Origin of the sequence: Flavobacterium sp. 22659 (genome assembly GCF_052044235.1) — a bacterium.
Taxonomy (GTDB): Bacteria; Bacteroidota; Bacteroidia; order Flavobacteriales; family Flavobacteriaceae; genus Flavobacterium; species Flavobacterium johnsoniae.
On sequence record NZ_JBQEMU010000003.1, the window covers coordinates 72798 to 95308 of the forward strand.

Consider the following 22511-nt stretch of genomic DNA (forward strand, 5'->3'; position numbering starts at 1 on the left):
GAGTATAGAAACCCATTATTCTTAGATTTTTTTTTCATAATTTTGTTAATTGATTGTAGTTAATTCGTTATATTCAATCACTTAGTTAATCGGAAATTGTTCGCAGCTCTTTCCGATTTTTTTATTCCCGTAATGTTATTTCATCATATATTGTATTGGTTTTAGTGGTTATTTAATTAGTATTTGATCGTTTTTTATCGTGTAATTAATACCGTGAATGTCGTTGAAATAACTCATCACTTTATCAATAGATTCGTCTCCAAAACTTGCATTGAATTTTTCATTGGCCAGTTTTTCGTTTTTGTTTACAATTGTAACATTATAGCGTCTTTCAAGCTTAGTAATAATGTTTTTGAAAGTCATATTTCTAAAAGTAAGTCCGCCGTTTATCCATGAAGTATAAATATCTGTGATAACCGCTTTGGTCGAAATTGCAGCATTTCCTTTATTGAAAGTTCCTTTAAAACCTGGTTTTAAAATCGTGTTTTTTAAAGCATCAAATTCTTCATCTGCCTTATACATTCCAACTGATCCTTCAACTAAAACAACATCTGTAGAAGCATCTTCGGGATAGTTTGAAACATTAAAATGCGTTCCTAAAACACGTACATTTAACTCATCGGCATTTACAATAAAAGGGTGTTTTTTATCTTTTGCAACATCAAAATAAGCTTCTCCATCCAGATAAACCTGTCTGTTTTCGCCAGCAATAAACTTTACCGGATATTTTAAAGTTGTTCCTGAGTTTAAGTGTACAAATGTTCCGTCTGAAAGCTGAAGGCGGAATTTTTTTCCGTACGGAATTTTAAGTGTATTGTAAACCAGTTTTTCAGGATTTGAACTATTCTCATAAACGATTTTATCTCCGTTTTGATTTCCAATAATGTTTCCTTTTTCATCTTTTACCTGAGCAGAATTGTGTTCAGATAAAATTTGAGTTTCACCATTTTCTAATTGAAGTACAATGTCAGAACTTTTGAAATCGAATTCTTTTTCAGCCGGTTTATCAGCAAGGCTTTGTTTATAGAAAAAGCCAATTCCAAGTAAAACCACAATTGAGGCTGCAATTGAAATATATTTTCTGAAATTTGATTTTCTTTCAGGCATTTCAATCAAAGTTTCTTCTTCTTTTGAAGCTGAAAGGATATTCATAAAAATAGCATCGGCAGTCTTTTGATCCATTTTTGGCATTTCGCCAAGAAGTTGTTGAATATCTTCTACAGTTGGAAAATCATCTGTAAGCTGATTTTTTTTGTAATAAGCCACGACCTCGTTTATTTCTTCGGGTGTACATTGGTTTAAAACAAACTTTTCTAAAAGACTTTTTATTTCAGAATTTGAATTCATTACGAATTGTTTTTGGTGGGGTTTTAGTATAATACAATTGAAAAGCATTTGAGTACTACTCAAACGTTGTAAATTTTTAAATTTTAACATTTAAAAGAGTGAAAACCGCTTTAAGTGGTTGTTTTTGAGAAGGTTTTAGAATGAAGTTTTTTCTGAAAAAAATAACTTGAGATGTTTTTTTGCCCGCAGATTTAGCGGATAAAACAGATTTACACAGAGTTTTTAATTGCATTTGATTCATCTTAAAAACTGATTTTCACAGAATCTCCACAATTATATTAGCCCGTGGTTTTAACCACGGGAACGCAATATATTATACAATCCGTAGTACCTCGTGGTTAAAACCACGAGCTATGTTTGATAATGATTACGAATTATTCGAGGAAAATTTTTTCGTAAATGGAAGAAAAATATGTAGAGAGAAATAAAAACTCTGTGTAAAATCTGTTTAAACCAGTTCAATCTGTGGTCCATAATTTTCATAATAAGCAAAAAAAATCACTCTGGAAGGAGTGATTTTAATTGGTTAACATGTGGTTTTGGTTAGATAATTTCATCATGAACTTGAAAAAAGACCCGCATCGATTCTAATGCCTTGCTCATTTGGTTCCTGACAGTATTTATAGAAATGCCGAGTTCCTGACTTATTTCTTCGTAACTCATGCCTTTCTTTCGTGACATTTTAAAAATCTGCTTCCGTTTTGGGGGCAGTTGTTTTATTGCTTGTTTTCGGAGTTTTTTGCAATCTTCTTCGCGAATCGCATAATCTCCGTATTCATGCGATTTCTGGCTTTCATAAAAGACAGCTTCTTTCAATGCCAGATCATTTGCTGCTTTATTTAATATATTAAAAGCCTGATTTCGGGCAATTGTAAAAATATAAGCTTTAAAAGACTGTTCTAAATTTAGGTTTTCACGATGCTGCCACACTTTCATAAAAACATCCTGAACATTTTCTTCTGCCGCCTCTCTCGATTTTAATAAACTTATGCTGTAACCATAAATATCCTGATAATACAAATCAAAAAGGGAACGAAATGCCTTTTCGCTGCCATTTTTGAGTTCGCTCACCAATAATTTGTCATTATAGTCTTTGGCTTCCAAAATTAAATTAATTAGTTTCTATTTTAATCTAATTATATTACGATACTATCAAAAATCGATACTCTAATGCTTTGAGAGGTTAACAAATATATAAAAATAATATTCTCATAAAAAAGTGGTAAAAAAAACTTATTTGTGTTTTTTTTGGATGATTATCTCTAAAATCTCAGTAAACACGGTAGTATCTGCATTTTATGAAGTTGGTAAATTTTTGGCTGAAATTTTAAAAATTAACTATTTTGCAATTCAGTTTTTGAGAATATTCCTATTATGGAGAAAACAGAACGGAATGTTTGCTATATAATTATAACAAAAAACCCTTTCATCAAAAGACAAAAGGATTCTCGAAATTGAAATATTAATAAGATCTAAAATTTAGATGTATTTTAATTAGTTTTTTAGGTCTTTGATTACTTTAAAAGCAACATCAACCTGGTCTTCGCCTACTAAAATAGTAAACTCGTTTGAAGTAGAAATTACTTCGTTGATGATGATTCCTTCCCAAGCCAAACGCTGGAAAATGAAGTAATAAATACCAGGAACAACAATGTTTTCTTTTGGTAATTTTACAGTAATCGAAGCCAGATTATCTAATTTCTGAATTAGTTTTTCTCTCATAAAGTGTTTTTCAACTAAATGATTTACACTGCTGCTCACCACAATATTAGTTTCGTTTACCCCGCGAGATGAGGTGTAGAAAATATCAGATAAAGCATTAATGTCTGAAATTAAATCGGCTTGTTTGTTTAAAACAGTTTCAGAAGCTGCAAAAGTGTAATCTGTCAATTCAGATCTAACAGTAATCTCACCAATGTTTTTAATTACTTTGTTGATTTTGTGGTTTAATTTAAAATCTAATTCTTCAGTAAGTCTTTTTAAAGACATTACAACTGCACCCTGTTTTACCTCTTTACCAAACTCATTTTCCAGCTCAGTCATAATGTTCCGAGAGAGAGAAGTTAAGTTGATAATCCCTAGAGATAAAGCGTTTAAGAGAAATGGTTTCGTTTTGATGTAATTTTCGACGATTGAAGAAACGGTTTTCATAGTTTTTTTTCTTTTTTTTTTTGTAACTTAATTGGGTTGGTTTAGTTAATTTGATGTTATAAATCTTTGCAAAGATAAATAAAAAAACAATTTGTTACAATTATAACAATAAAAAATTATGTTAAAAATGATAAAAAGCATCAGTAAGATGTTCAATTGCAAATGATTCCCCGTTTTTATGGATCGCAACGATGTCAAAACGAACATTTATATCTTCTTCAAAATCCTTTTCCCTATAGTTTATGTAGGCATTTACTGCCTTAATAAGCAGTTGAATTTTTTTTGGTTTCACAAAATCCTGCGGACAACCAAAATCTAAACTCGATCTTGTCTTGACTTCTACAACTACCAAAATGTTTTCTTTTTGAGCAATAATATCTACTTCTGCATTTTTATAAACCCAGTTTCGCTCCAGAATTTTATAATTTTCTTTTTCAAGATGTTCTGCGGCAAGATCTTCTCCAAGTTTTCCTAATTCATTGTGTTCTGCCATATTTTTTAAAGTTTCAGTCTTTCAGTTTCTTCTGATGGATATAAGATTATTTAAAATAGAAAACGCAAAGTCACAAAGAATTAAACTTTGCAACTTTGCGTCTCTGTGAGATTTTTTATGTGTGGTATTTAAGAGACTTTCTTAAATTGAATTTATAATGCTGTTATTTCTGAAAAGTAACCGTACTTCCGGATGCATTTACATCAATAGAAATTGTGCTTCCCATAATTAAGGCACGATTGTCCTGAATATGTCCTGCCGGGAAATTGAAAATAACCGGAATGTTGTATTTTTTGGTAACATCATCAATAATTTCTAATGCATTTTTGCCCCAAGGCACTTCATTATCCTTCATTTTGGTCATACCGCCAATTATGATTCCTTTTAAGTTTTCAATGCATCCGTTACGTCTTAAATTCATCATCATACGATCAATATGATACAGATATTCGTCCAGATCTTCGATAAATAAGATTTTATCTTTACAATCAATTGCCGATGGAGAACCTAATAAACTATACAAAATAGAAAGATTACCGCCCACAATTTCTCCCGTTCCCTGACCAAATCGGTTCATTGCATGCGGAGGAATTGAATAAGACAATGGCTCACCAAACAAACTCGATTTCATTGAGCTGATCGCAGCAGGTGTCGCACGCGGAATCGTAACAGGCATAACACCATGAATTGATTTGTAGCCCATGGTATTTAAATGGTTGTGCAGTACCGTAACATCACTAAAACCAATAACCCATTTTGGATGCTGCTTGAATTTTGTAAAATCTAATAAATCTAACATTCTAACAGTTCCATAACCGCCTCGAACGCACCAGATTGCTTTTATGTTTGGATTGTCTAACTGCTTTTGGAAATCGGCGGCGCGCTGTTCATCTGTTCCTGCTAATTGGTGATAATCCAGTCCAATTGAACTTCCAATTACAGCTTCGATACCCCAGCTTTTAAGCAGGTCTATTGTAGGTTTTAAATTATCGTCGATATTTTTTCTGGCTGTTGCCACAAGAGCGACAGTATCTCCTTTTTGTAAATAAGGCGGTGTTATCATGATTTGTTGAGATTGACAGGTGAATGATTGGAAAGCAAAAATAAGAAATGCCAGTTTACAAATAGTAAAGTGTCTCTTTATGTCTTGTAATGGTTTTAGTGTCATAGTCCTATTGCTTAATTGTATTTTTATTAAATAGTCAGCCGTTATATTTTCTTTTCAGTTCATCTAAGATAAGCATTAAGCCTTTATCTGCCTCCTCAGATTGTACATTTGCAAAGATGATAAAAGCTCTGTTGGATGCTTTACAAATATACACTTTGGTTAAAAAAGTTCCCGGGTTTCCATAATGAAAAGAATAATTTAGGTTCGTTTTTTTATCTGTTTCAGAATACCATCCAAACGAAAATTCAGGTAAACCATTGTGCATCATATCAAATTCAGAAGCTGAAAACACTTTTGATTTTCCTAATAAACCTTGTAAATGCATTTGTGTAAATTTACAATAATCAGGCAGGCTGACATTTATATTTCCTGCAGATGAAAGCCAGTTTAATTTATAATTTAAGGCTGGTTTTTCAGGCTTTAGGTTTTCGTCATGTCCCCAAGGCTGGTTAACATCCATTACATTTGGCTGACCAAACCCGAAATCAATATTTAAATTCTTTCCCAATTCTTTTACTAGTGTTTCATAACTTTTGCCAGTTGCTTTTTCGAGCATAAGTCCGGCGGCTACATAACTGGGATTTGACCAATATACTTCCTGTTTTTCAGAAATTATTTTATTCTGTTTAAAAAACCACGCCATAAATTCATAACGCTGCTGCTGGTCGTTTCCTTTTATTTCTTTTTGAGTTGGAGTTTCATTTCCATAAGACCAAGTTGGAATATGGGCTCTAAAAGTTATAAAATCTTTTAAGGTAAAATCAATATCAGCATTGCTTTTTGATTTCAATTCAGGATATAAGTCGAAAAACTTAGTATCCCAATTTATTTTGCCTTCTTTAACTAAAACAGCAGCTATATAACTTGTTACTGTTTTGGTGATAGAACCCAAACGGAATTTATCCGACAAATCAGCTTTTAAATCAGTTCCAATTCTCTTATTTCCCAAAGCACTTATTTCTAAAATAGAATCAGCTGAAACCACTGCATAAGCCACTTCTGGAATGTTATATTGTATTCGAATACTGTCAACAAACCTATTGTTCTTTTGCGAATAAGCGAAGCTGAAGAATAAAGAAAGCAATAAGAACAAATGATTTTTTTTCATTTTTTAAAGAGACAAATTAAGTCAGCAAGTTACATGAGAAATTGAAAATAAAAAAAGTAATGCAAAAATTAAATATTTAGAAAATTCTTACAAATGTATAAAATTTTATAAATTGGCTTTTTTTAATTCATTAAAAGATATGCGCCGTATTTTTTCTTTTTATTTGATTCTTTTCTGTCTTTTTAATTCAAACGCACAATCTAAAAAATATAGTATACATACTGCTGCATTTTACAATTTCGAAAATCTCTTTGATATTTATGATGATGCAATTACAAATGATGACGAATGGACTCCAACGGGCGCTCAGCATTGGACAAAAGAAAAATACGAACAAAAACTTAAAAATCTTTCGAGGGTAATTTCAGAAATTGGAAAACCGGAAAACTCAAATGCTCCAACCTTAATTGGCTGTTCTGAAGTTGAAAATCGAGGTGTACTCGAAGATTTAATAAAAGAAGAAAAAATAGCCGATTACGATTACGGAATCATTCATTTTGATTCGCCTGACCAACGCGGAATTGATGTGGCACTTTTGTATCAAAAGAAATATTTCAGGCCGACTTCGTACTCTAATATTCCATTATTGATTTACAAAAACAAACCTGTGCAGCAAGAAACAAATAATGAAGATTTAGGCGATGTTGAAATAAAAATCGACACTAAAAACAGGGTTTTTACCAGAGACCAGCTTTTGATTACGGGGTTTCTTGAAAATGAGGAAATTCATATTATTGTCAATCACTGGCCTTCAAGATCTGGAGGAGAAAAAGCCAGCAGTCCGTTTCGTGAAGCAGCGGGAAGATTAAACCGAAAAATAATTGATTCCTTACAGCAGATAAACCCAATGGCAAAAGTTATAACAATGGGAGATTTAAACGACGGCCCTTTTAATAAAAGTGTAAAAATAGAATTAGGAGCAAAAGCAAAAAAGGCTGACATTCCGGAGTTTGGTGTTTATAATCCGTTTGAAGAAATGGCAGAAAGAGGATTAGGAACCATCGCTTTTCGTGATTCCTGGGATATTTTTGATCAGATCATAATGACGAAATCTTTTATTGAACCTGATTTTTCAAATTTTAAATTTTGGAAAGCAGGTATTTTCAACAGATCCTATCTTATTCAGGCTTCTGGAAAATACAAAGGCTATCCGCTGCGAAATACATTAACAGAAGCAGGTTTTAGTGATCATTTTCCGGTTTATATTTATTTAATACGAGAAATAAAATAAGCCACAGTTTTTGATCAAAGGTTGCATCTGAATGCTGTGACCGCAACTGTATACTGAATACTTTTCACTACCTTAGCTTTTCATAAATTCTGAAAAAAATGGCTATAGCAAAACCATTCAATCTAACAAAATGGATTGAAGATAACCGACAATTACTAAAACCACCAGTTGGAAATAAAAATCTATATGTTGATTCAGGCGATTATATTGTAATGATTGTTGCCGGACCAAACGCACGAAAAGATTATCATTATAATGAAACCGAAGAACTTTTCTATCAGTTAGAAGGCAGTATTAAAGTGGTAATTCAGGAAGATGGTGAACGTAAGGAAATGGAATTAAATGCGGGAGATATGTATTTACATCCTGCAAAAGTACCACACTCGCCTGTTCGTTCCGAAGGTTCAATAGGATTGGTCATTGAACGTAAACGTGCAGGACTTGGATATACTGACGGGCTTCTTTGGCATTGCGACAACTGCAATCACAAATTGTACGAAGTGTATTTTGAGTTACATAATATTGAAAAAGACTTTCTTCCTCATTTTGAACATTTCTATAATTCAGAAGAATTAAGAACCTGCGATAAATGCGGCACCGTAATGGAAACAGATCCCAGATTTACGGCTAACAAGTAATTTTATTTATCTCGAATATGAATCGAATAATAAACCCGACAGGTTTTAAAACCTGTCGGGTTTATTTTTATGTTAAAGAAAATCACGTGTATCATTTTTGATATATATTTGTATTAAATATGATATTAAAAAAGATCAATTATGATACAAGAAATAATCGCATATAAGAATATAGTAGATAATATTGAATCTTTAATGGACAAATCTCCTTATAAAAAAAACTATATTATTGAAAAAGTAGGTATTCCAAGTCCAACATTTTATCGAAAATTAAAAACCCAATCATTTACTCCAGATGAAGTATTGTCTATTGCAAAAATTCTTTCTCCAGAAGAAAATTTCATGCTGGATTTGAAGGCTGATATTGAGCAAGGAAAACTTGATTTGAAGAATGGTGATTTTATAACACATGAAGAAATGTTAGCTGAATTAAAAAGTAAAAATCTTATATAAAATTACAAGTCAATTATATTTATTGGTTTTTGACGATTGTTATAAAAAGAGATTAATTTTATATTGTCTTCCTCTGTTTTATAATATAAATTGATATGTTTTGAAATAACTATTTCTCTACATTTCAAGTTTGAGTTATATTTTCCAAGCATTGTGTTACTTTTTAATAAACTCAAAATGTGTAAAACATTTTTGATGAACTTTTGAGCTATTGTTGGTGACCAAAATTGTTCGAGGTAATTTCGAATATTATAAAAAGTGTATTGTGCTTTTTTAGACCAAATAATTTCCATTGAATAAAATTTATCCGGCTAAAATATAAAAATTAACTTACAAATAATTTGAATTTACAATTCAAATCTTCGCTAATAAAATCCGTTTAATCTGTGGTCTATACAAAAACTACAATTCAATTTTTTTCCCCTGTTCAGGATAAATGATCTTCAATCCTAAATTATTTTGATTTTTTAACTGTTCTTTAATTTTGGCAATACTTTTTGCAGGTGGTTTTAAATGGGTTATAATAATTTTAAAATTATTTAGAGAACCTTTTCCCGCTAATTCTTCTAAAAGATGAAGCTCAGTCATTAAGTGATTTGGAGTTAAATGTCCGAATAAAAATTTATCAGGCTGTTCATTAGGAAACGAAACCTCAATAAAAATTCCTTTCAATTGTCTGCTCTGAACCAAAGGTGCAACAGCAGTCCATAAAGCTTTTAACTTATCACTTTTTTCAACAGAATCAGGTCCAGTATCACCTAAATATAAAGCATAGTCATTATCATTTTTGATTAAAAAAGCCGTACTCTCAAACGGATTCACATGGCTTAGAGGAAAAGCCTTAACCGACATTGTTGTATTTGAAAGCGGTGTTTCTTCACCTAAATTTAAAGTTTGAAAATGATATTTTTTCAACGGAAATCCGGGTCCTTTATCTCCAAAATTAGCCCAAGTCTGATCATTAAAATAATGGTTTTCCATCATTTCCATACATTTTTCAGTCGCATAAACCGTTTTAGAAGAATCAGCTGGAGAATTGATGATTAAACCCGAAACGTGATCTAAATGCGCATGCGAAATCAGATATCCTTTTATATATTTTTTTAAAACCTCGCTCGTCGAAACTTTAAAGACTTTGTTGTCAATGGCTTTTTCAATTCCGGCATTTATGGTTCCCGCATCCAAACAAATAAAATCTTTTGAGTTAGAAGGCGCTAATAAATAAGCCGAAAGATTTTTTTCGTCGATTCCGCCTTTTATCCCAAGAGGTACAACCTGAAAAGAAGTTTTATGTTCTTTTTGAGAAAAAGCATTAAACGAAACCAATATAAAACAAAGCAAAAGACGGCTGAAATGGGTCATATTTATAATTTTAGGAATGCAAATTTCATCAAATTTACTGAATAAATCACCCTTGATTTGCGTTAATACTTATATAATAACACTAATTTTACTTTGTTTTTAATACTTCAATTCGATTTGAAATTAATTCTAAAACAATATCTTTACATAAAAATATAACAATTTTAACTAAAAAAGTTACAATGACAACAATAGCATCACAATTTGGCATGAATGAAGCTTTGGAACAACTGGGAATTAAACTGGTTAATGAAGGAACTTCAACTGGAACAGAGAACTTTTCATCGGGCGAAATTTTAGACAGTTTTTCACCTGTAGACGGAAAATTAATCGCATCGGTAAAAACTTCTACACTTGAAGATTACGAAAAAGTAATGCGTGCAGCGACAGAAGCTTTTAAAACCTTTAGATTGATTCCTGCGCCGCAACGTGGTGAAATTGTACGTCAGTTTGGAGAAAAATTACGTCAAAACAAAGAAGCTTTGGGTAAACTGGTTTCTTACGAAATGGGGAAATCATTGCAGGAAGGTTACGGCGAAGTTCAGGAAATGATTGATATCTGCGATTTTGCTGTTGGATTATCACGTCAGTTACACGGATTAACGATGCATTCAGAAAGACCAGGACACAGAATGTACGAGCAATATCATTCTTTAGGAGTTGTCGGGATTATTTCTGCTTTTAATTTTCCGGTTGCGGTTTGGTCTTGGAACACGGCTTTGGCTTGGATTTCTGGAGATGTATGTGTTTGGAAACCTTCTGAAAAAACACCTCTTTGCGGGATTGCCTGTCAAAATATAATTGCTCAGGTTATTAAAGAAAATAATCTTCCAGAAGGAATTTCATGTTTAATAAACGGAGATTACCAAATAGGAGAGTTGTTGACAAAAGATACACGTATTCCGTTAATTTCTGCAACAGGATCTACTCGTATGGGGAAAATCGTGGCGCAGACAGTGGCAGGAAGATTAGGAAAATCATTATTAGAGCTGGGAGGAAACAACGCCATTATTGTAACACCGGATGCTGATATTAAAATGACCGTTATTGGAGCTGTTTTTGGAGCAGTAGGAACGGCAGGACAGCGTTGTACTTCAACCCGAAGATTAATCATTCACGAAAGTATTTACGATAAAGTAAAAGAAGCGCTTGTTGCCGCTTACAAACAATTACGAATTGGGAATCCGCTAGACGAAAACAATCACGTTGGACCGCTTATCGATACGCATGCGGTTGAACAATATGCGGTTGCTTTGAACAGAGTAGTAGCAGAAGGCGGAAAAGTTCTGGTTGAAGGAGGCGTGCTTTCTGGCGAAGGTTATGAAAGCGGCTGTTATGTAAAACCTGCTATTGCCGAAGCCGAAAATTCTTTTGCTATTGTACAGCATGAAACTTTTGCTCCGGTTTTATATTTAATTAAATATTCTGGAGATGTTGATAATGCTATCGAACTTCAAAATGGAGTAGCGCAGGGGTTATCTTCTGCAATTATGACAAATAATTTACGTGAAGCCGAAAGATTTTTGTCTGTAACAGGTTCTGACTGCGGAATTGCAAACGTAAATATCGGAACTTCAGGAGCAGAAATTGGAGGTGCTTTTGGTGGTGAAAAAGAAACCGGAGGCGGACGTGAATCTGGCTCTGATGCTTGGAAAATCTATATGAGACGTCAGACTAATACAATCAATTATACAACAAATCTTCCTTTGGCACAAGGGATTAAATTTGATTTGTAAAAACATAATTTAACACAAAAACCACTTTTTCTATTAAGAAGAAGTGGTTTTTTTATGCAAAATTTGTAGTAATTTATCTAGATTTGTAAATAAACCCAAATCAATGAAACATACATTACTTGCCTTTATAATTATATTTTTAGCCGTAAGCTGTAAAAAAGAAACGGTAAAAGTTTCTGAAACTGCAAAACCAACAACAGAAACTGCTGCTGATTCGTTATCTGATGGCGAAGAAGGTGAAATTTTTGACAGCGGTGTTCTTGCTGTCTTTCCTAAAACCGGAAAAAAAGTTCAGGATTTCGTTATAGAACCTTATGAAATACAACTTGAAACAGAAGGTCTTTTAAACGATGACGAGTTAAAAGACATTGTCATTGTTTTAAAAAACAAAAACGACAATAAAGATATCCGTGCAGCTTTGGTACTTATCAAACAACAAACAGGAGGTTATGTACAGCAGGAAACTTCCTGGCATGCAGTGAATGCAGAATATTCGTATGATGGTTATAAAACCTATGATTATGAAAATATTAATATTGATAAAGACAGGATACTTCGTGTTACATTACAGGGAATTGGACCTGTTGGAACAAGAGAAACAGAATACAAATACATAAATAACGAGCTGGTTCTTACCAAGATTCATACTTTTAATATGGGAGCGGGATCGCAGATAGGAGTCGATTATGATTTGATTAACGGAGTTGCAGAAGCAGAGTTGATTAATACAATGGTTGACAGTATGCCGAGTACAACTCAAAAGAAAAAATTTAAGCTCGACAGACAGCAGCTTTTTATAAACGACAATCCGGATAATGTGTTAAATAAACTTCCGCATGCCGATTGGTAAACCATAAAAAATGAATTTAATCTTTTTAGCCGGACTTACCCCTTTTGGATACGGATTTATAGGAGTACTTCTTTTGTCGTTTATATTGGCCTATTTTTGGCTGAAATCAAACAAAAAAGAGAGTAAACCAGGTTGTATTTCAATTGGTTTTGCTGCAATCATTATTTGGTTTATTTTAATGTTTCCCACTTTTATTACTTTTTCTATTATTGAAAACGGAAACACAGCTGCCAAAACAGGAACCGGCATTTTTTGGTTTTTAGTTTTGCTTTTGGTTCTCTATTTCAAATTCGCAAAAAATACTGCCAGCGTTAAAAATCTTATTTTCACGTTTTTTAAATATTTATTTTATTTAATCGTCTTAGGATTGTTTCTGGTGCTCTTTTTCGGAATGGCTTATTATGTGTACCAGAGACTCTTTACAACAGAAAAAAATGAAGATCCAGTTTGGCCTGCCTTCTTGTGCATCTTCTTTTTAGCCTCACTTATTTTAGCAGGTTTCGGGCTTTTGAATAAAAATAAAGAAGAAACTAAAAAAGTAAAATCGACTTTTTATAATCTAAAAGAAGCAAAACAAAAACCGGAATCAGTTGTAGAGCTGGATTTGTCAAAATCAAAACTGAACCAGTTTCCTTTAGAAATATTAGGATTTAAAAACTTGAAATTTCTTATTTTGAGCCATAATGAAATCAGTGAAATTCCTAATGATATCAATAAACTGCATAATCTTATTGGTCTTGATTTGAGTCATAATCCAATTTCTGATGCTGAAAGAAATAAGATCCGCAGACTGCTTTCAAACGAAGTCGAAATTGTATTTTAGAAATTAATACAATAAAATTAAATGTAACCTTTTTTTAAGATGAATGAATTTTTGGATTTTCTTACTCAAAACGAAATAGACGGAGCGGGCGTTATATTCCTGATGATTTTCAGTTTGGGAATTGCCTTCTTTCAAACGGTTATTTTTTCAGGTTTATTTAATCTAAAATTTCCGGACTGGCTTTTTTTCATTGTGTCTCCTTTGCTTGTCGGAATCAGTTTCCTGATTCATAAAAGTTATCCTTTTGCGGTTATTTTATTCTTATTTGCTTCTGTTTTTTTATTTGCCATTATCGGAATGATTTATTCCGGCATTCGAAGCAGTAAACAAGAAAAAGAAGAAAGAGAAAAATTCAATATTAAACATAATATTCAAAAAACACCTTTAGACAAAAAACTTCTTGGTTTTTTGGTAGGAGCCTGTATTATAGGCGCTTTCTTTTATCTGGCGCAAAGTGGTAATCTGAAACTTCTGTTTTTAATTATTCCCGGTTTTATTATCATTAGTAATATCTTTTTTCCAAGCAAAAAGAGTAAGTTTATGAGGCTTCAATCTATTCTGCCGACTTCAAAAATTGCTTCTGCAGCAATGGGACAGGTTGAAGTTGTAGGAGATTTAGAAGAAATAGAACCTATTATTTCGCCTTATTTCAGCAAGCCATGTATTGGTTATTATTATAAAATTGAAAAAGAAAGCAAGCCGGATGATGATGGAAGAACAACTTACAGCACCATATTTACAGAATGCAAAACGGGTAAGTTTAAAATAAAAGATGAAACCGGATCTGTAATTGTGGATGGGGAAGGACTGGAGTATTATTTTGATCGAATTGACAATCAGCAGGGAGGTAAAACGAGGCATACTGAAACGTATTTGAAAACCAACGATTATATGCTGCTTATTGGTTATGCTTCTTCAGATAATGGAGATGTGTTTATCAAAAAAGGCGATTCAGATTCTGTTTTTGGTATTGCACTTCCCAGAAGTATTTCCTTTAGAAATAAATACAAACCGCTTTTAGATTCTCTTTTAACAACCTTGTTTTTTATAACGCTTATACTCATTTATATCATTTTAAATTAAAGAATTATGACTGTTCAAAATATTGCATTAATTGCCGGAATACTGCTTCTGATTATATTTTTTAATTTATTTATCAGAATTTATAATAAGCTGGTTACGCTGAAAAATAACTACGAAAAAGCCTTTAGAAACATCGATGTTATTTTGATGCAGAGAGCAGATGAAGTACCGGAGCTGGTAAAAATAGTTTCTAAATTTATGGAGCACGAAACAGCAATGCTCACTAGTTTGACTAAATTAAGAACAGATTTTCTAAACTCAAAAACAGTCGATGAAAAAATTGAAAATGCGAATGAGTTTTCAAAAGCAATGAAAAATCTTTTTGCAGTTTCTGAAAATTATCCAACTCTTGCTTCTAACGCTAATTTTTTGGAATTACAAAAAAGAGTTTCGCAGATGGAAGATAAAATTGCAGACAGACGTGAGTTTTTCAACGACAGTGTTAATCTTTACAATGTAGGAATTCAGGAGTTTCCTAATTTTATTCTGGCCAAAATAGCCGGATACAAGACACAAAGTTTATTTGACGTTTCACCAGAGGAAAAAAAATACGATGGGATTCAGCTTTAATACTTTTTTTGGTTACGAAAATCAAATAAACGAACTTAAAGATCAGGTTTTGATTTATGGTTTTGCCGGAATAATTTTTGGTATTCTTGGGTTATTGATTATTGCTGTATTGTTAAGAAAGATTGGTTTAAATACTATAAACAGCTTTTTTATTAATCCGTTAATGCTGGTTTTAGGTTTAACACTTTTAGTATCAATTCTGCCTACGATTATTTTGTATGTTGTGGCTTTGGATATTTCGGGTGTAAAAATTGTGTACAGCTGGATTACCATTTTTCTCGGAATGGTTTTGTATGTAATGTTTAATCTGGAAACTATTAAAAGTTTTTTTAAAGAATTTGGTAAAATGACCGAACAGCAGGAATTTAGAAATAGAAAAAGATAAATGTAATATAGAAAAGGCTTCCATATTATTGGAAGCCTTTTTTTAGAAAATATTCTAATTGCTATTTTTTTACAATTGTCTGGCTGATCGAACCATCTGCAGTAAATATTTTTGCTAGATAAGTTCCTGAAGCTAAACTGCCCAAATCGATAGATTCATTTCCTTTTTGAGATGTTTTAACTAAAACTCCTAAAACATTGTAAATCTGTACCTTTTCAACTTTCTGATTTTGATCAGATAAGTATAACGTTCCAGATGCAGGATTTGGATATAAAAATGGTTTAGAGCTTGTTGTATCCAGAGATTCTGGATGAACTGTTTTAAGCGTTGCAGTATTGTAAGCCGTAACCATGTAGAATAGGTTTGAAGCATCTTTTTTGGCAATTGTATGACTTCCTGCAGCAAGTGATACCGTAACAATTCCATTTGAAGCCGTTTTATCTACATTATCAACTTTTATTGTAGCTGCAGCTTCTACAAAAACTAAAGTCAGTGTGCTGGCCTGAGTCGTTGTAAAAGTAATACTTGTAGCAGATTCTATTTTTAAACATTGTGTAAGAGTCAAACCATTGTAAGTAACAGTTCCTTTAGTGGTAGAAAGATTACCCGTTATGGTATAGAAATCACTTGTTTTACCAGATGTTGTAAAATTGTGTATTTCATCTCCGGCAGGATTGCCGGTAGTTACTGTAATGGTTCCTGAACCTGTTGCTGCAGTTCCTGTTCCGGTTGTTGTAATAGAATAAGAAACCGTTGCTGTAGGTGTTCCGGTAATCGTAATGGTTTTAGCTGAAGTGTTTTTTACAAAGCTGATGCCAGAAGCCGGCAAACCAGTTACAGTAGCATCTGCAGCAGTACCTCCCCAAGTAAATACAATTGAATTTATTGCAGTTCCGCTGGCAACAGTCTGGCTGTTATTGTTAGTCGATGTGAGCGTTTGAGTTCCTGCAGCATTAACCGTAATAGTTCCAGTTCCCGTTGCCGGAGTTCCAGCTGAACCCGTTGTAGCAATAGAATACGTTACTGTGGCAGTTGGAGTTCCTGTAATTGTGATTGTTTTTGCTGTTGTATTTTTTACAAATGATAATCCGGATGCTGGCAGTCCTGTCACTGTTGCATCTGTTGCGTCACCTCCCCATGTAAAAACGATTGTTCCAATTGCTGTACCGCTTGTAACAGTTTGGTTATTATTTGAAGTTGAGGTTAAAGTTTGATTTCCGGCCGGAGGATTTGTTCCGCCTTGTATAGAAACTAAACTTGTCTGGTAAGTATTTAATGCATCTCTTAAACCTATGTTTACACCATCGGCAGTATCATCTACAGCATTGTTAAATGTCCATTGAAAATCACCGCCAGAAACACGACCTGCATATTGCATAACTGTTGTTTTTGCATTTTCAGGACTTTCAGGAGTATAAGCATACATTACACTCGAATTGGTGTCAAAGTTATTATACGTTTTTGCCCCCTTTTTTGATTTAATAGTGCTGCTGATTGTTTCATTTCTTGTTGCTGCAACATAAGCATCAAATTCTACAGGATACGTTGTGGCATTATACCCAACAAAACGGTTTTGTCCGCTCATAGTATTATTGTAGGCTTTAATTGTACCGCCGTCTTCACTTGAAAAAGTTCCTGTTGCGCCATTGTAAACATCAGTTCCCTGCATTGAAGTCAGCATAGGATATTTACAATTTCTAAAAAAGTTTGCTTCTACAAATACCGAAGAACCTAATGTAGATCCTACACCGTATTTAGAGTTACCATCGTAATAATTATTATAAACGTGAGCTGAATAATAACGAATTCTTGGATGACGAGAATCTGAATGGTCATACCAGTTGTGGTGATAAGTTATAAATAAACCTTCGGTAGTTCCTTCGCTTAAGCCCAAAAGATTGCTTTTTCCATTATCCCAAAAGTGATTGTATGAAAAGGTTACATAAGTTGATTTTTTACAGTCTAAAGCTCCGTCACCTTTTATTTGGTCAGCATCGCTTCCAGGTTTTCCGTAAAAGAAATCACAATTGTGAACCCATACATAATCGTTGTCCTGCTGTAATCCAATATTGTCGCCTTCGCCACTGTCTACATTCATAATTCCGATGTTTCGGATTTCTATGTTTGACGCGTTTTTAACCCTAATTCCCCATCCGTCTGCTGTAGCATCGTTTCCAATTCCTTCCATTGTGATATAGCTTGCAGCATTATTGTTGTTCTCAATTACAAGATCACCATTCATCATATACGATAAATCAGTAATTTGACCAACCAGACGAATAATTAAAGGTCTTGTGTCTTTCCCTTTTTTATAGCCGTCAAGTATTGTTTGTAATCCAACACATGGGTTTGCTGATGCGCCAGTCACCGTTAAAGAAACTGTGTTTTTGGTTTGCTGTGTAATGTAAAGAATTACGGCGTTGCTTTTTGGTGTTCCATCTGCATTGTATGCGCCGGGAATGCGTGAATTTGCAAACGCAAATCCAGATCGGTCATGAGCTTTAACCGTTAAAGAACTTGTTGTGGTTCCCGTTCCTTCAACACCAGAAATAACGGGTTTAATTTTTACAGTATAAGATCCGGCTTTTAAACCCGGAATGTCCGCGCGAAAATAAGTTCCGTAACTTCTAATAAGTTCGTTGTCTATTTTTTGATCTACAAGTCCGCCACCGGTGTAATATACATTATAAGTTTGAGCATTGCTTACGGGCTGCCATTTTACAAATACTGATTCAAGCCATCCGCTTGCTTCATTAATCTGTTGTGACCATGTTTGAAAAGCAATTAGAAACATAGTCAGAAAAAGTAGGTTTTTTTTCATAATTGTTTAAGTTAGACATTAATAATAGTTTTTGTGGTTTTTTGTGATTGTCGACACAAATTAATTGTAATCGATTACACAAAGTTATGTAAAATTTACATATTCTCAGTTTAATGTCTATAAAAAAATGTATATGAAAAAAATAATTTATTTATTTTAGTTAAAATGTAATAAATTGCATTAATTGTAATTTATTACATAATTTAGATTTTATTCCGAAGCATCGATTTTACTGACTTTTCTACTTACAAAAAAGTGAACAATTCTTAAATGTTATTTTTATATCTTTTTTTGATGTTTTTGTGAAATTTTCAGTTTATTGAAAAAACAATTCACTTTAGATGATTCAAATTATTGTGCAGTAAAGTTTTGAGCATAAAAAAAGCCTTTTTGAATTTCAAAAAGGCTTTTATATTTTTAGTTGAGAAATAATTAATCTCTGCTTGCAAATTTAGATAGTAATCTTAAAAATTCAATATACAACCAAACTAATGTTACCATTAATCCCATTGCACCGTACCATTCCATGAATTTTGGCATTCTTTGTTCAACTCCTTTTTCGATTTGGTCAAAATCTAAGAATAGATTCAAAGCAGCAATTACGATTACAAAAATGCTGATTCCAATACTCATCATTGAATTTCCGTGATGAACTGGCTGATAGTTTATAAACATAGAAACAATCCATGAAATTAAATAATAAGTAGCGATTGCCAGTGTAGCAGCAATAACAACCGATTTGAATTGTTCTGTAACTTTTACGATTCTAAATTTATATAATCCCAGACATACCAAGAAAGTAACCAAAGTTGCGCCTACGGCATTAATTACAATTCCAGGGTACATAGCTTCAAAAATAGCTGAGATTCCCCCAATAAATAATCCTTCAAATAAGGCATAACCAGGAGCCAGGTATGGTGATAAATGTGGTTTGAATGCAGAAATAAGTACTAAAACAAATCCAACAATTGCACCTCCAATAGCAGGAATCATAATATTCATTCCGTTAAATGCCATCCACCATGTTACCATTGCAGAACCGCATAAAATTAAAAATAAAATAGCTGTTTTATTTATTGTACCTGACAAGGTCATTTCCTGATTGTAGTCAATAATCTTCGCTTCGTGTACTTCTTCAGCTCTCGAAACAGCATTTGATGAAAAACGCTTGTTACTTAAAAATGGATTTTTTGAATTAAAGGCCATAGTTTTTATGCTTTTAGTGAACCCAAATATATGGAGTTTTTTCGAAGTCTAAGGATTAAGCTGAAATTTTTAACATGAAATTTTCTTTTGAAAAAACAGCTTTAAAACAAAAAATCCATCAAAAGAAACTCTTGATGGATTTGTATATTTTTAGTTTGAATTTTTAATTCAATAAGTCTAAAACTAATGAAGGGAATAAACCTAAAGCAATATTTAAACCAATAGAAATTATAGCAACAGCATAAATAAGAAATGGTTTTCCTGTACGCTCTTCGTTAGGTTCTTTAGAATACATTGCCAAAATTAATTTGAAATAGTATCCAACACTAATGATAGAGTTGATTACTGCTGCAATTACGATTGCTACATAACCGGCATGAAGCGCCTGATTAAACAAGAATAATTTTGCAAAGAATCCTGAGAAAATTGGAATACCAGCCATAGATAATAATGAACCAGTCAAAATCGCAGCTAATAATGGATTTGTTTTTCCTAAACCGTGAAAGTTTGTGATATCTTCGTTGTCCTGATTTTTACAAACGTACAAAATAACGCTAAATGCAGCAATTCCGGCTAAAGCATAAGCAGCAGTGTAATATAAAAGAACACCAGCAGAAGTTGCGATAGTTAAGAATGTCATTAACATGAAACCTGCGTGAGAAATTCCAGAAAATGCAAGCATACGTTTTACGTTTACCTGACGTAACGCCATGATATTACCAACTGTCATAGAAGCAATTGAAATAGTTAGGATAACGTTTGTAAATGTGTTTGAAAGATCCTGATTTTCTAAAGAAGGAATTAAGTTCAATCCTGAAACTAATTTAAATAAAGTTGCAATCGCTACTACTTTTGCCAAAGTACTCATCAAAGCAGTGGTTAAAGCTGGAGAACCTTCGTAAACGTCCGGCGCCCAAAAGTGAAATGGTACAGCCGCTATTTTAAAGAACATTCCAATAGTCATTAAAATCATACCGATAGGAAACCAGATTGGCAGCTCAGCAGATAAAGAGCTTTCGTGAATTTCTGCAATATCAAAAGTTCCCATTGCTCCGTAAATCAAACAAATCCCAAATAAGATAATTCCAGATGCGAAAGATCCCATTAAGAAATATTTCATACCAGCCTCATTACTTTTAATGTTCAAACGATCGCTCGCTGCAAGAACATATAATGCGATAGAAAGAATTTCGATTCCAAGGAAAAACATTGCTAAGTTTCCAAAAGAAACCATTGCAACAGCTCCTGCCAATAAAAATACTTTTATGGCAATAAAATCAGAGATTTTTGTCTGGTGATTTTCGTAAAAATTATGGCTTAATGCTACCAGGAAAATAGTCAAAATAATAAATAATGAAGAGAATGCAGTAGAGAACTTGCTTACTGTAATCATATTATTGTAATAACTTGCTGTTGTTCCAAATTCATAGAAATTAAGTGCTAAGACACCCAATAAACCCAAAATGGTAAACGGAACGATGCCTTTTCTAAAATTTAGAATTTCAAACAATAGGCAGAAAATACCCAATCCTGTTATAGCTATTAATGTATTCATTTTTGTTTTTTTGATTTAGGAAATCTAAAACGCCCTAATTTATTTTATTTAAAATATATTTTATTTTGTGTATTACAACTTAAAGTGTACTATATTTTTTTTCAATAACACTTAATATAGTTTCTAAACTTGGTGTGATCAAATCTGTAATTGGTTTTGGATAAAATCCAAAGAATATTAAAACAGCAATAATCGCGGCCATAGAAATTCCTTCGTTTATAGAAACGTCAGCAAATATTTTTGAATTTGTTTCACCTAGCATTACATTCTGGAACATTTTCAACATATAATAAGCTCCTAAAATAATAGTTGTACCTCCTAAAACTGCAAACCAGATATTAATTTGAGAAAGGCTGTATAATACTGTAAATTCTCCAACAAAGTTAAATGTAGTTGGTAAAGCAACAGATGCTAAAACCAAAATTAAAAACATAGAAGTAAACTTTGGAGATTGTGTACGGATACCGCCCAATTCACTAATATTTCTAGTTTCAAATCTTCTGTAGATAATTTCTGCTGCATAGAATAATCCAACAACCACAAAACCGTGAGCGATCATTTGTAATACAGCTCCGCGGAAACCATCAAGAGTTAAAGTGTAAGCTCCAGCTGCAATTAATCCAACGTGAGCAAGAGATGAATACGCTAATAATTTCTTTAAATCTTTTTGTCTTAATGCTACGATTGAACCGTAGATAACTCCGGCAATTCCTAAAGCTATAAAGATATTTTTGAATTCTATTGCCGCATCAGCTGCGATTGGTAACTGCCAGCGGATAACACTGTACAATCCCATTTTTAGCATGATACCAGATAAAAGCATAGTTCCAACAGTTGGTGCTTTTTGGTACACATTTGCCTGCCATGTGTGGAAAGGAATAATTGGGATTTTGATAGCATAAGCAAGAAAGAAAGCCAGGAAAATCCAAAACTGTTCGCAGGCAGATAATTGTACTTTGTATAAATCTTCAATTAAGAAAGAACCTGCTTTTTGGTATAGATAAATAAAAGCAGTTAACATGAACAATGAACCGGCAAGTGTGTAGATAAAGAATTTAACTACTGCTTTTCTGCGTTCTTCAGCATCTCCATTACCCCAGATAAGAGCAATAAAGTAAATAGGAATAAGAGCTAACTCCCAGAAAATATAATATAAAAGACCATCTGCAGCAAGGAAAGTTCCTGTCATTGCAAACGCCATAAATAAAATTAGAGCATAAAAAGCTTTTGCATTTTTATATTCATTTCCAAAAGAAGAGAATATAATAATCGGAGTTAAAGCTGTTGTCAATAAAAGCATGGCAAGAGCTAATCCGTCAGCATTCAGCGCAAAAGAAATTTTAGGCTGAGTGATCCACGCATTAATAAGGCTGATGTTTTCTCCAGCATTAAAATGGTTTAACAATACAACCGAACAGCCTAAAGCTGCCAAACTAAAGAACAAAGCTACTTTTGAAGCGATTTTATCACCAGCGAAATAAGTGACAAATGCACCAACTAAAAGAATAATTAATATAAGAGAAACGTTCAT

21 protein-coding genes are annotated in these 22511 nt (G+C 32.9%); 9 read left to right on the top strand and 12 right to left on the bottom strand.

The features are described 5' to 3' along the window. Positions 1-168 precede the first annotated feature (168 nt). The 6 genes from ACTJIW_RS04085 to ACTJIW_RS04110 form a co-directional block, all read right to left on the bottom strand. Positions 169-1347 carry a FecR family protein gene (locus ACTJIW_RS04085; RefSeq protein ID WP_440714695.1) on the bottom strand — a complete coding sequence of 393 codons (1179 nt, stop codon included), beginning with the start codon at positions 1345-1347 and terminating at the stop codon, positions 169-171. Positions 1348-1890: 543 nt separating this feature from the next. Further along, a complete protein-coding gene (locus tag ACTJIW_RS04090; protein ID WP_440714694.1) occupies positions 1891-2451 on the bottom strand; it encodes an RNA polymerase sigma factor in 561 nt (186 codons plus the stop codon). A 390-nt stretch (positions 2452-2841) separates the two neighbouring features. Beyond that, positions 2842-3498, bottom strand: coding sequence for a hypothetical protein (locus tag ACTJIW_RS04095; protein WP_012023298.1), 657 nt, complete (start codon positions 3496-3498; stop codon positions 2842-2844). A 121-nt stretch (positions 3499-3619) separates the two neighbouring features. Further along, positions 3620-3991 (bottom strand): YraN family protein, encoded by a 372-nt coding sequence (locus tag ACTJIW_RS04100; RefSeq protein WP_440714693.1) that lies wholly within the window; start codon positions 3989-3991, stop codon positions 3620-3622. Positions 3992-4154: 163 nt separating this feature from the next. Further along, entirely contained in the window at positions 4155-5054 is a 900-nt protein-coding gene (locus ACTJIW_RS04105) for a S66 peptidase family protein (RefSeq protein WP_012023300.1), read from the bottom strand. 139 nt (positions 5055-5193) lie between these two features. Continuing rightward, positions 5194-6267, bottom strand: a complete 1074-nt coding sequence (locus ACTJIW_RS04110; protein WP_440714692.1) for a serine hydrolase domain-containing protein — start codon at positions 6265-6267, stop codon at positions 5194-5196. Between the two features lie 139 nt (positions 6268-6406). Between ACTJIW_RS04110 and ACTJIW_RS04115 the strand changes: the two genes are divergently transcribed. From ACTJIW_RS04115 to ACTJIW_RS04125, 3 genes are all read left to right on the top strand, one after another. After that, on the top strand, positions 6407-7498 hold the full coding sequence (locus ACTJIW_RS04115; protein WP_440714772.1) for an endonuclease/exonuclease/phosphatase family protein: 1092 nt from the start codon (positions 6407-6409) through the stop codon (positions 7496-7498). 98 nt (positions 7499-7596) lie between these two features. After that, positions 7597-8136 (top strand): 3-hydroxyanthranilate 3,4-dioxygenase, encoded by a 540-nt coding sequence (locus ACTJIW_RS04120; RefSeq protein ID WP_121362613.1) that lies wholly within the window; start codon positions 7597-7599, stop codon positions 8134-8136. A gap of 141 nt (positions 8137-8277) precedes the next feature. Next, positions 8278-8589, top strand: a complete 312-nt coding sequence (locus ACTJIW_RS04125) for a hypothetical protein (RefSeq protein ID WP_121362612.1) — start codon at positions 8278-8280, stop codon at positions 8587-8589. Between the two features lie 2 nt (positions 8590-8591). Here ACTJIW_RS04125 and ACTJIW_RS04130 read toward each other — a convergent pair whose 3' ends face one another. Both ACTJIW_RS04130 and ACTJIW_RS04135 read right to left on the bottom strand, forming a co-directional pair. Then, positions 8592-8882, bottom strand: coding sequence for a type II toxin-antitoxin system RelE/ParE family toxin (locus ACTJIW_RS04130; protein WP_440714691.1), 291 nt, complete (start codon positions 8880-8882; stop codon positions 8592-8594). Positions 8883-8991: 109 nt separating this feature from the next. Then, complete coding sequence (locus ACTJIW_RS04135) at positions 8992-9951, bottom strand: MBL fold metallo-hydrolase (RefSeq protein ID WP_440714690.1); 960 nt, start codon at positions 9949-9951, stop codon at positions 8992-8994. Positions 9952-10133: 182 nt separating this feature from the next. Between ACTJIW_RS04135 and amaB the strand changes: the two genes are divergently transcribed. The 6 genes from amaB to ACTJIW_RS04165 all read left to right on the top strand — a co-directional run bounded on the left by amaB (position 10134) and on the right by ACTJIW_RS04165 (position 15398). Then, positions 10134-11687 (top strand): L-piperidine-6-carboxylate dehydrogenase, encoded by a 1554-nt coding sequence (amaB, locus tag ACTJIW_RS04140; protein ID WP_012023307.1) that lies wholly within the window; start codon positions 10134-10136, stop codon positions 11685-11687. A 103-nt stretch (positions 11688-11790) separates the two neighbouring features. After that, positions 11791-12537, top strand: coding sequence for a hypothetical protein (locus ACTJIW_RS04145; protein WP_440714689.1), 747 nt, complete (start codon positions 11791-11793; stop codon positions 12535-12537). Positions 12538-12547: 10 nt separating this feature from the next. Beyond that, positions 12548-13360 carry a leucine-rich repeat domain-containing protein gene (locus ACTJIW_RS04150; protein ID WP_440714688.1) on the top strand — a complete coding sequence of 271 codons (813 nt, stop codon included), beginning with the start codon at positions 12548-12550 and terminating at the stop codon, positions 13358-13360. 39 nt (positions 13361-13399) lie between these two features. Next, positions 13400-14443, top strand: coding sequence for a hypothetical protein (locus ACTJIW_RS04155; RefSeq protein ID WP_440714687.1), 1044 nt, complete (start codon positions 13400-13402; stop codon positions 14441-14443). A 6-nt stretch (positions 14444-14449) separates the two neighbouring features. After that, positions 14450-15013 (top strand): LemA family protein, encoded by a 564-nt coding sequence (locus tag ACTJIW_RS04160; protein ID WP_440714686.1) that lies wholly within the window; start codon positions 14450-14452, stop codon positions 15011-15013. Continuing rightward, on the top strand, positions 14997-15398 hold the full coding sequence (locus tag ACTJIW_RS04165; RefSeq protein ID WP_440714685.1) for a hypothetical protein: 402 nt from the start codon (positions 14997-14999) through the stop codon (positions 15396-15398). Before ACTJIW_RS04160 ends, ACTJIW_RS04165 begins: the two co-directional genes overlap by 17 nt. 61 nt (positions 15399-15459) lie before the next feature. Here the strand turns inward: ACTJIW_RS04165 and ACTJIW_RS04170 are convergent, their stop codons facing one another. The 4 genes from ACTJIW_RS04170 to ACTJIW_RS04185 form a co-directional block, all read right to left on the bottom strand. Next, on the bottom strand, positions 15460-18219 hold the full coding sequence (locus tag ACTJIW_RS04170) for a pectate lyase family protein (RefSeq protein WP_440714684.1): 2760 nt from the start codon (positions 18217-18219) through the stop codon (positions 15460-15462). A 432-nt stretch (positions 18220-18651) separates the two neighbouring features. Beyond that, positions 18652-19425 (bottom strand): Bax inhibitor-1/YccA family protein, encoded by a 774-nt coding sequence (locus ACTJIW_RS04175; protein ID WP_012023314.1) that lies wholly within the window; start codon positions 19423-19425, stop codon positions 18652-18654. A 163-nt stretch (positions 19426-19588) separates the two neighbouring features. Continuing rightward, positions 19589-20980, bottom strand: a complete 1392-nt coding sequence (locus ACTJIW_RS04180) for an NADH-quinone oxidoreductase subunit N (protein ID WP_073408174.1) — start codon at positions 20978-20980, stop codon at positions 19589-19591. Positions 20981-21059: 79 nt separating this feature from the next. Further along, entirely contained in the window at positions 21060-22511 is a 1452-nt protein-coding gene (locus ACTJIW_RS04185; RefSeq protein ID WP_012023316.1) for a complex I subunit 4 family protein, read from the bottom strand.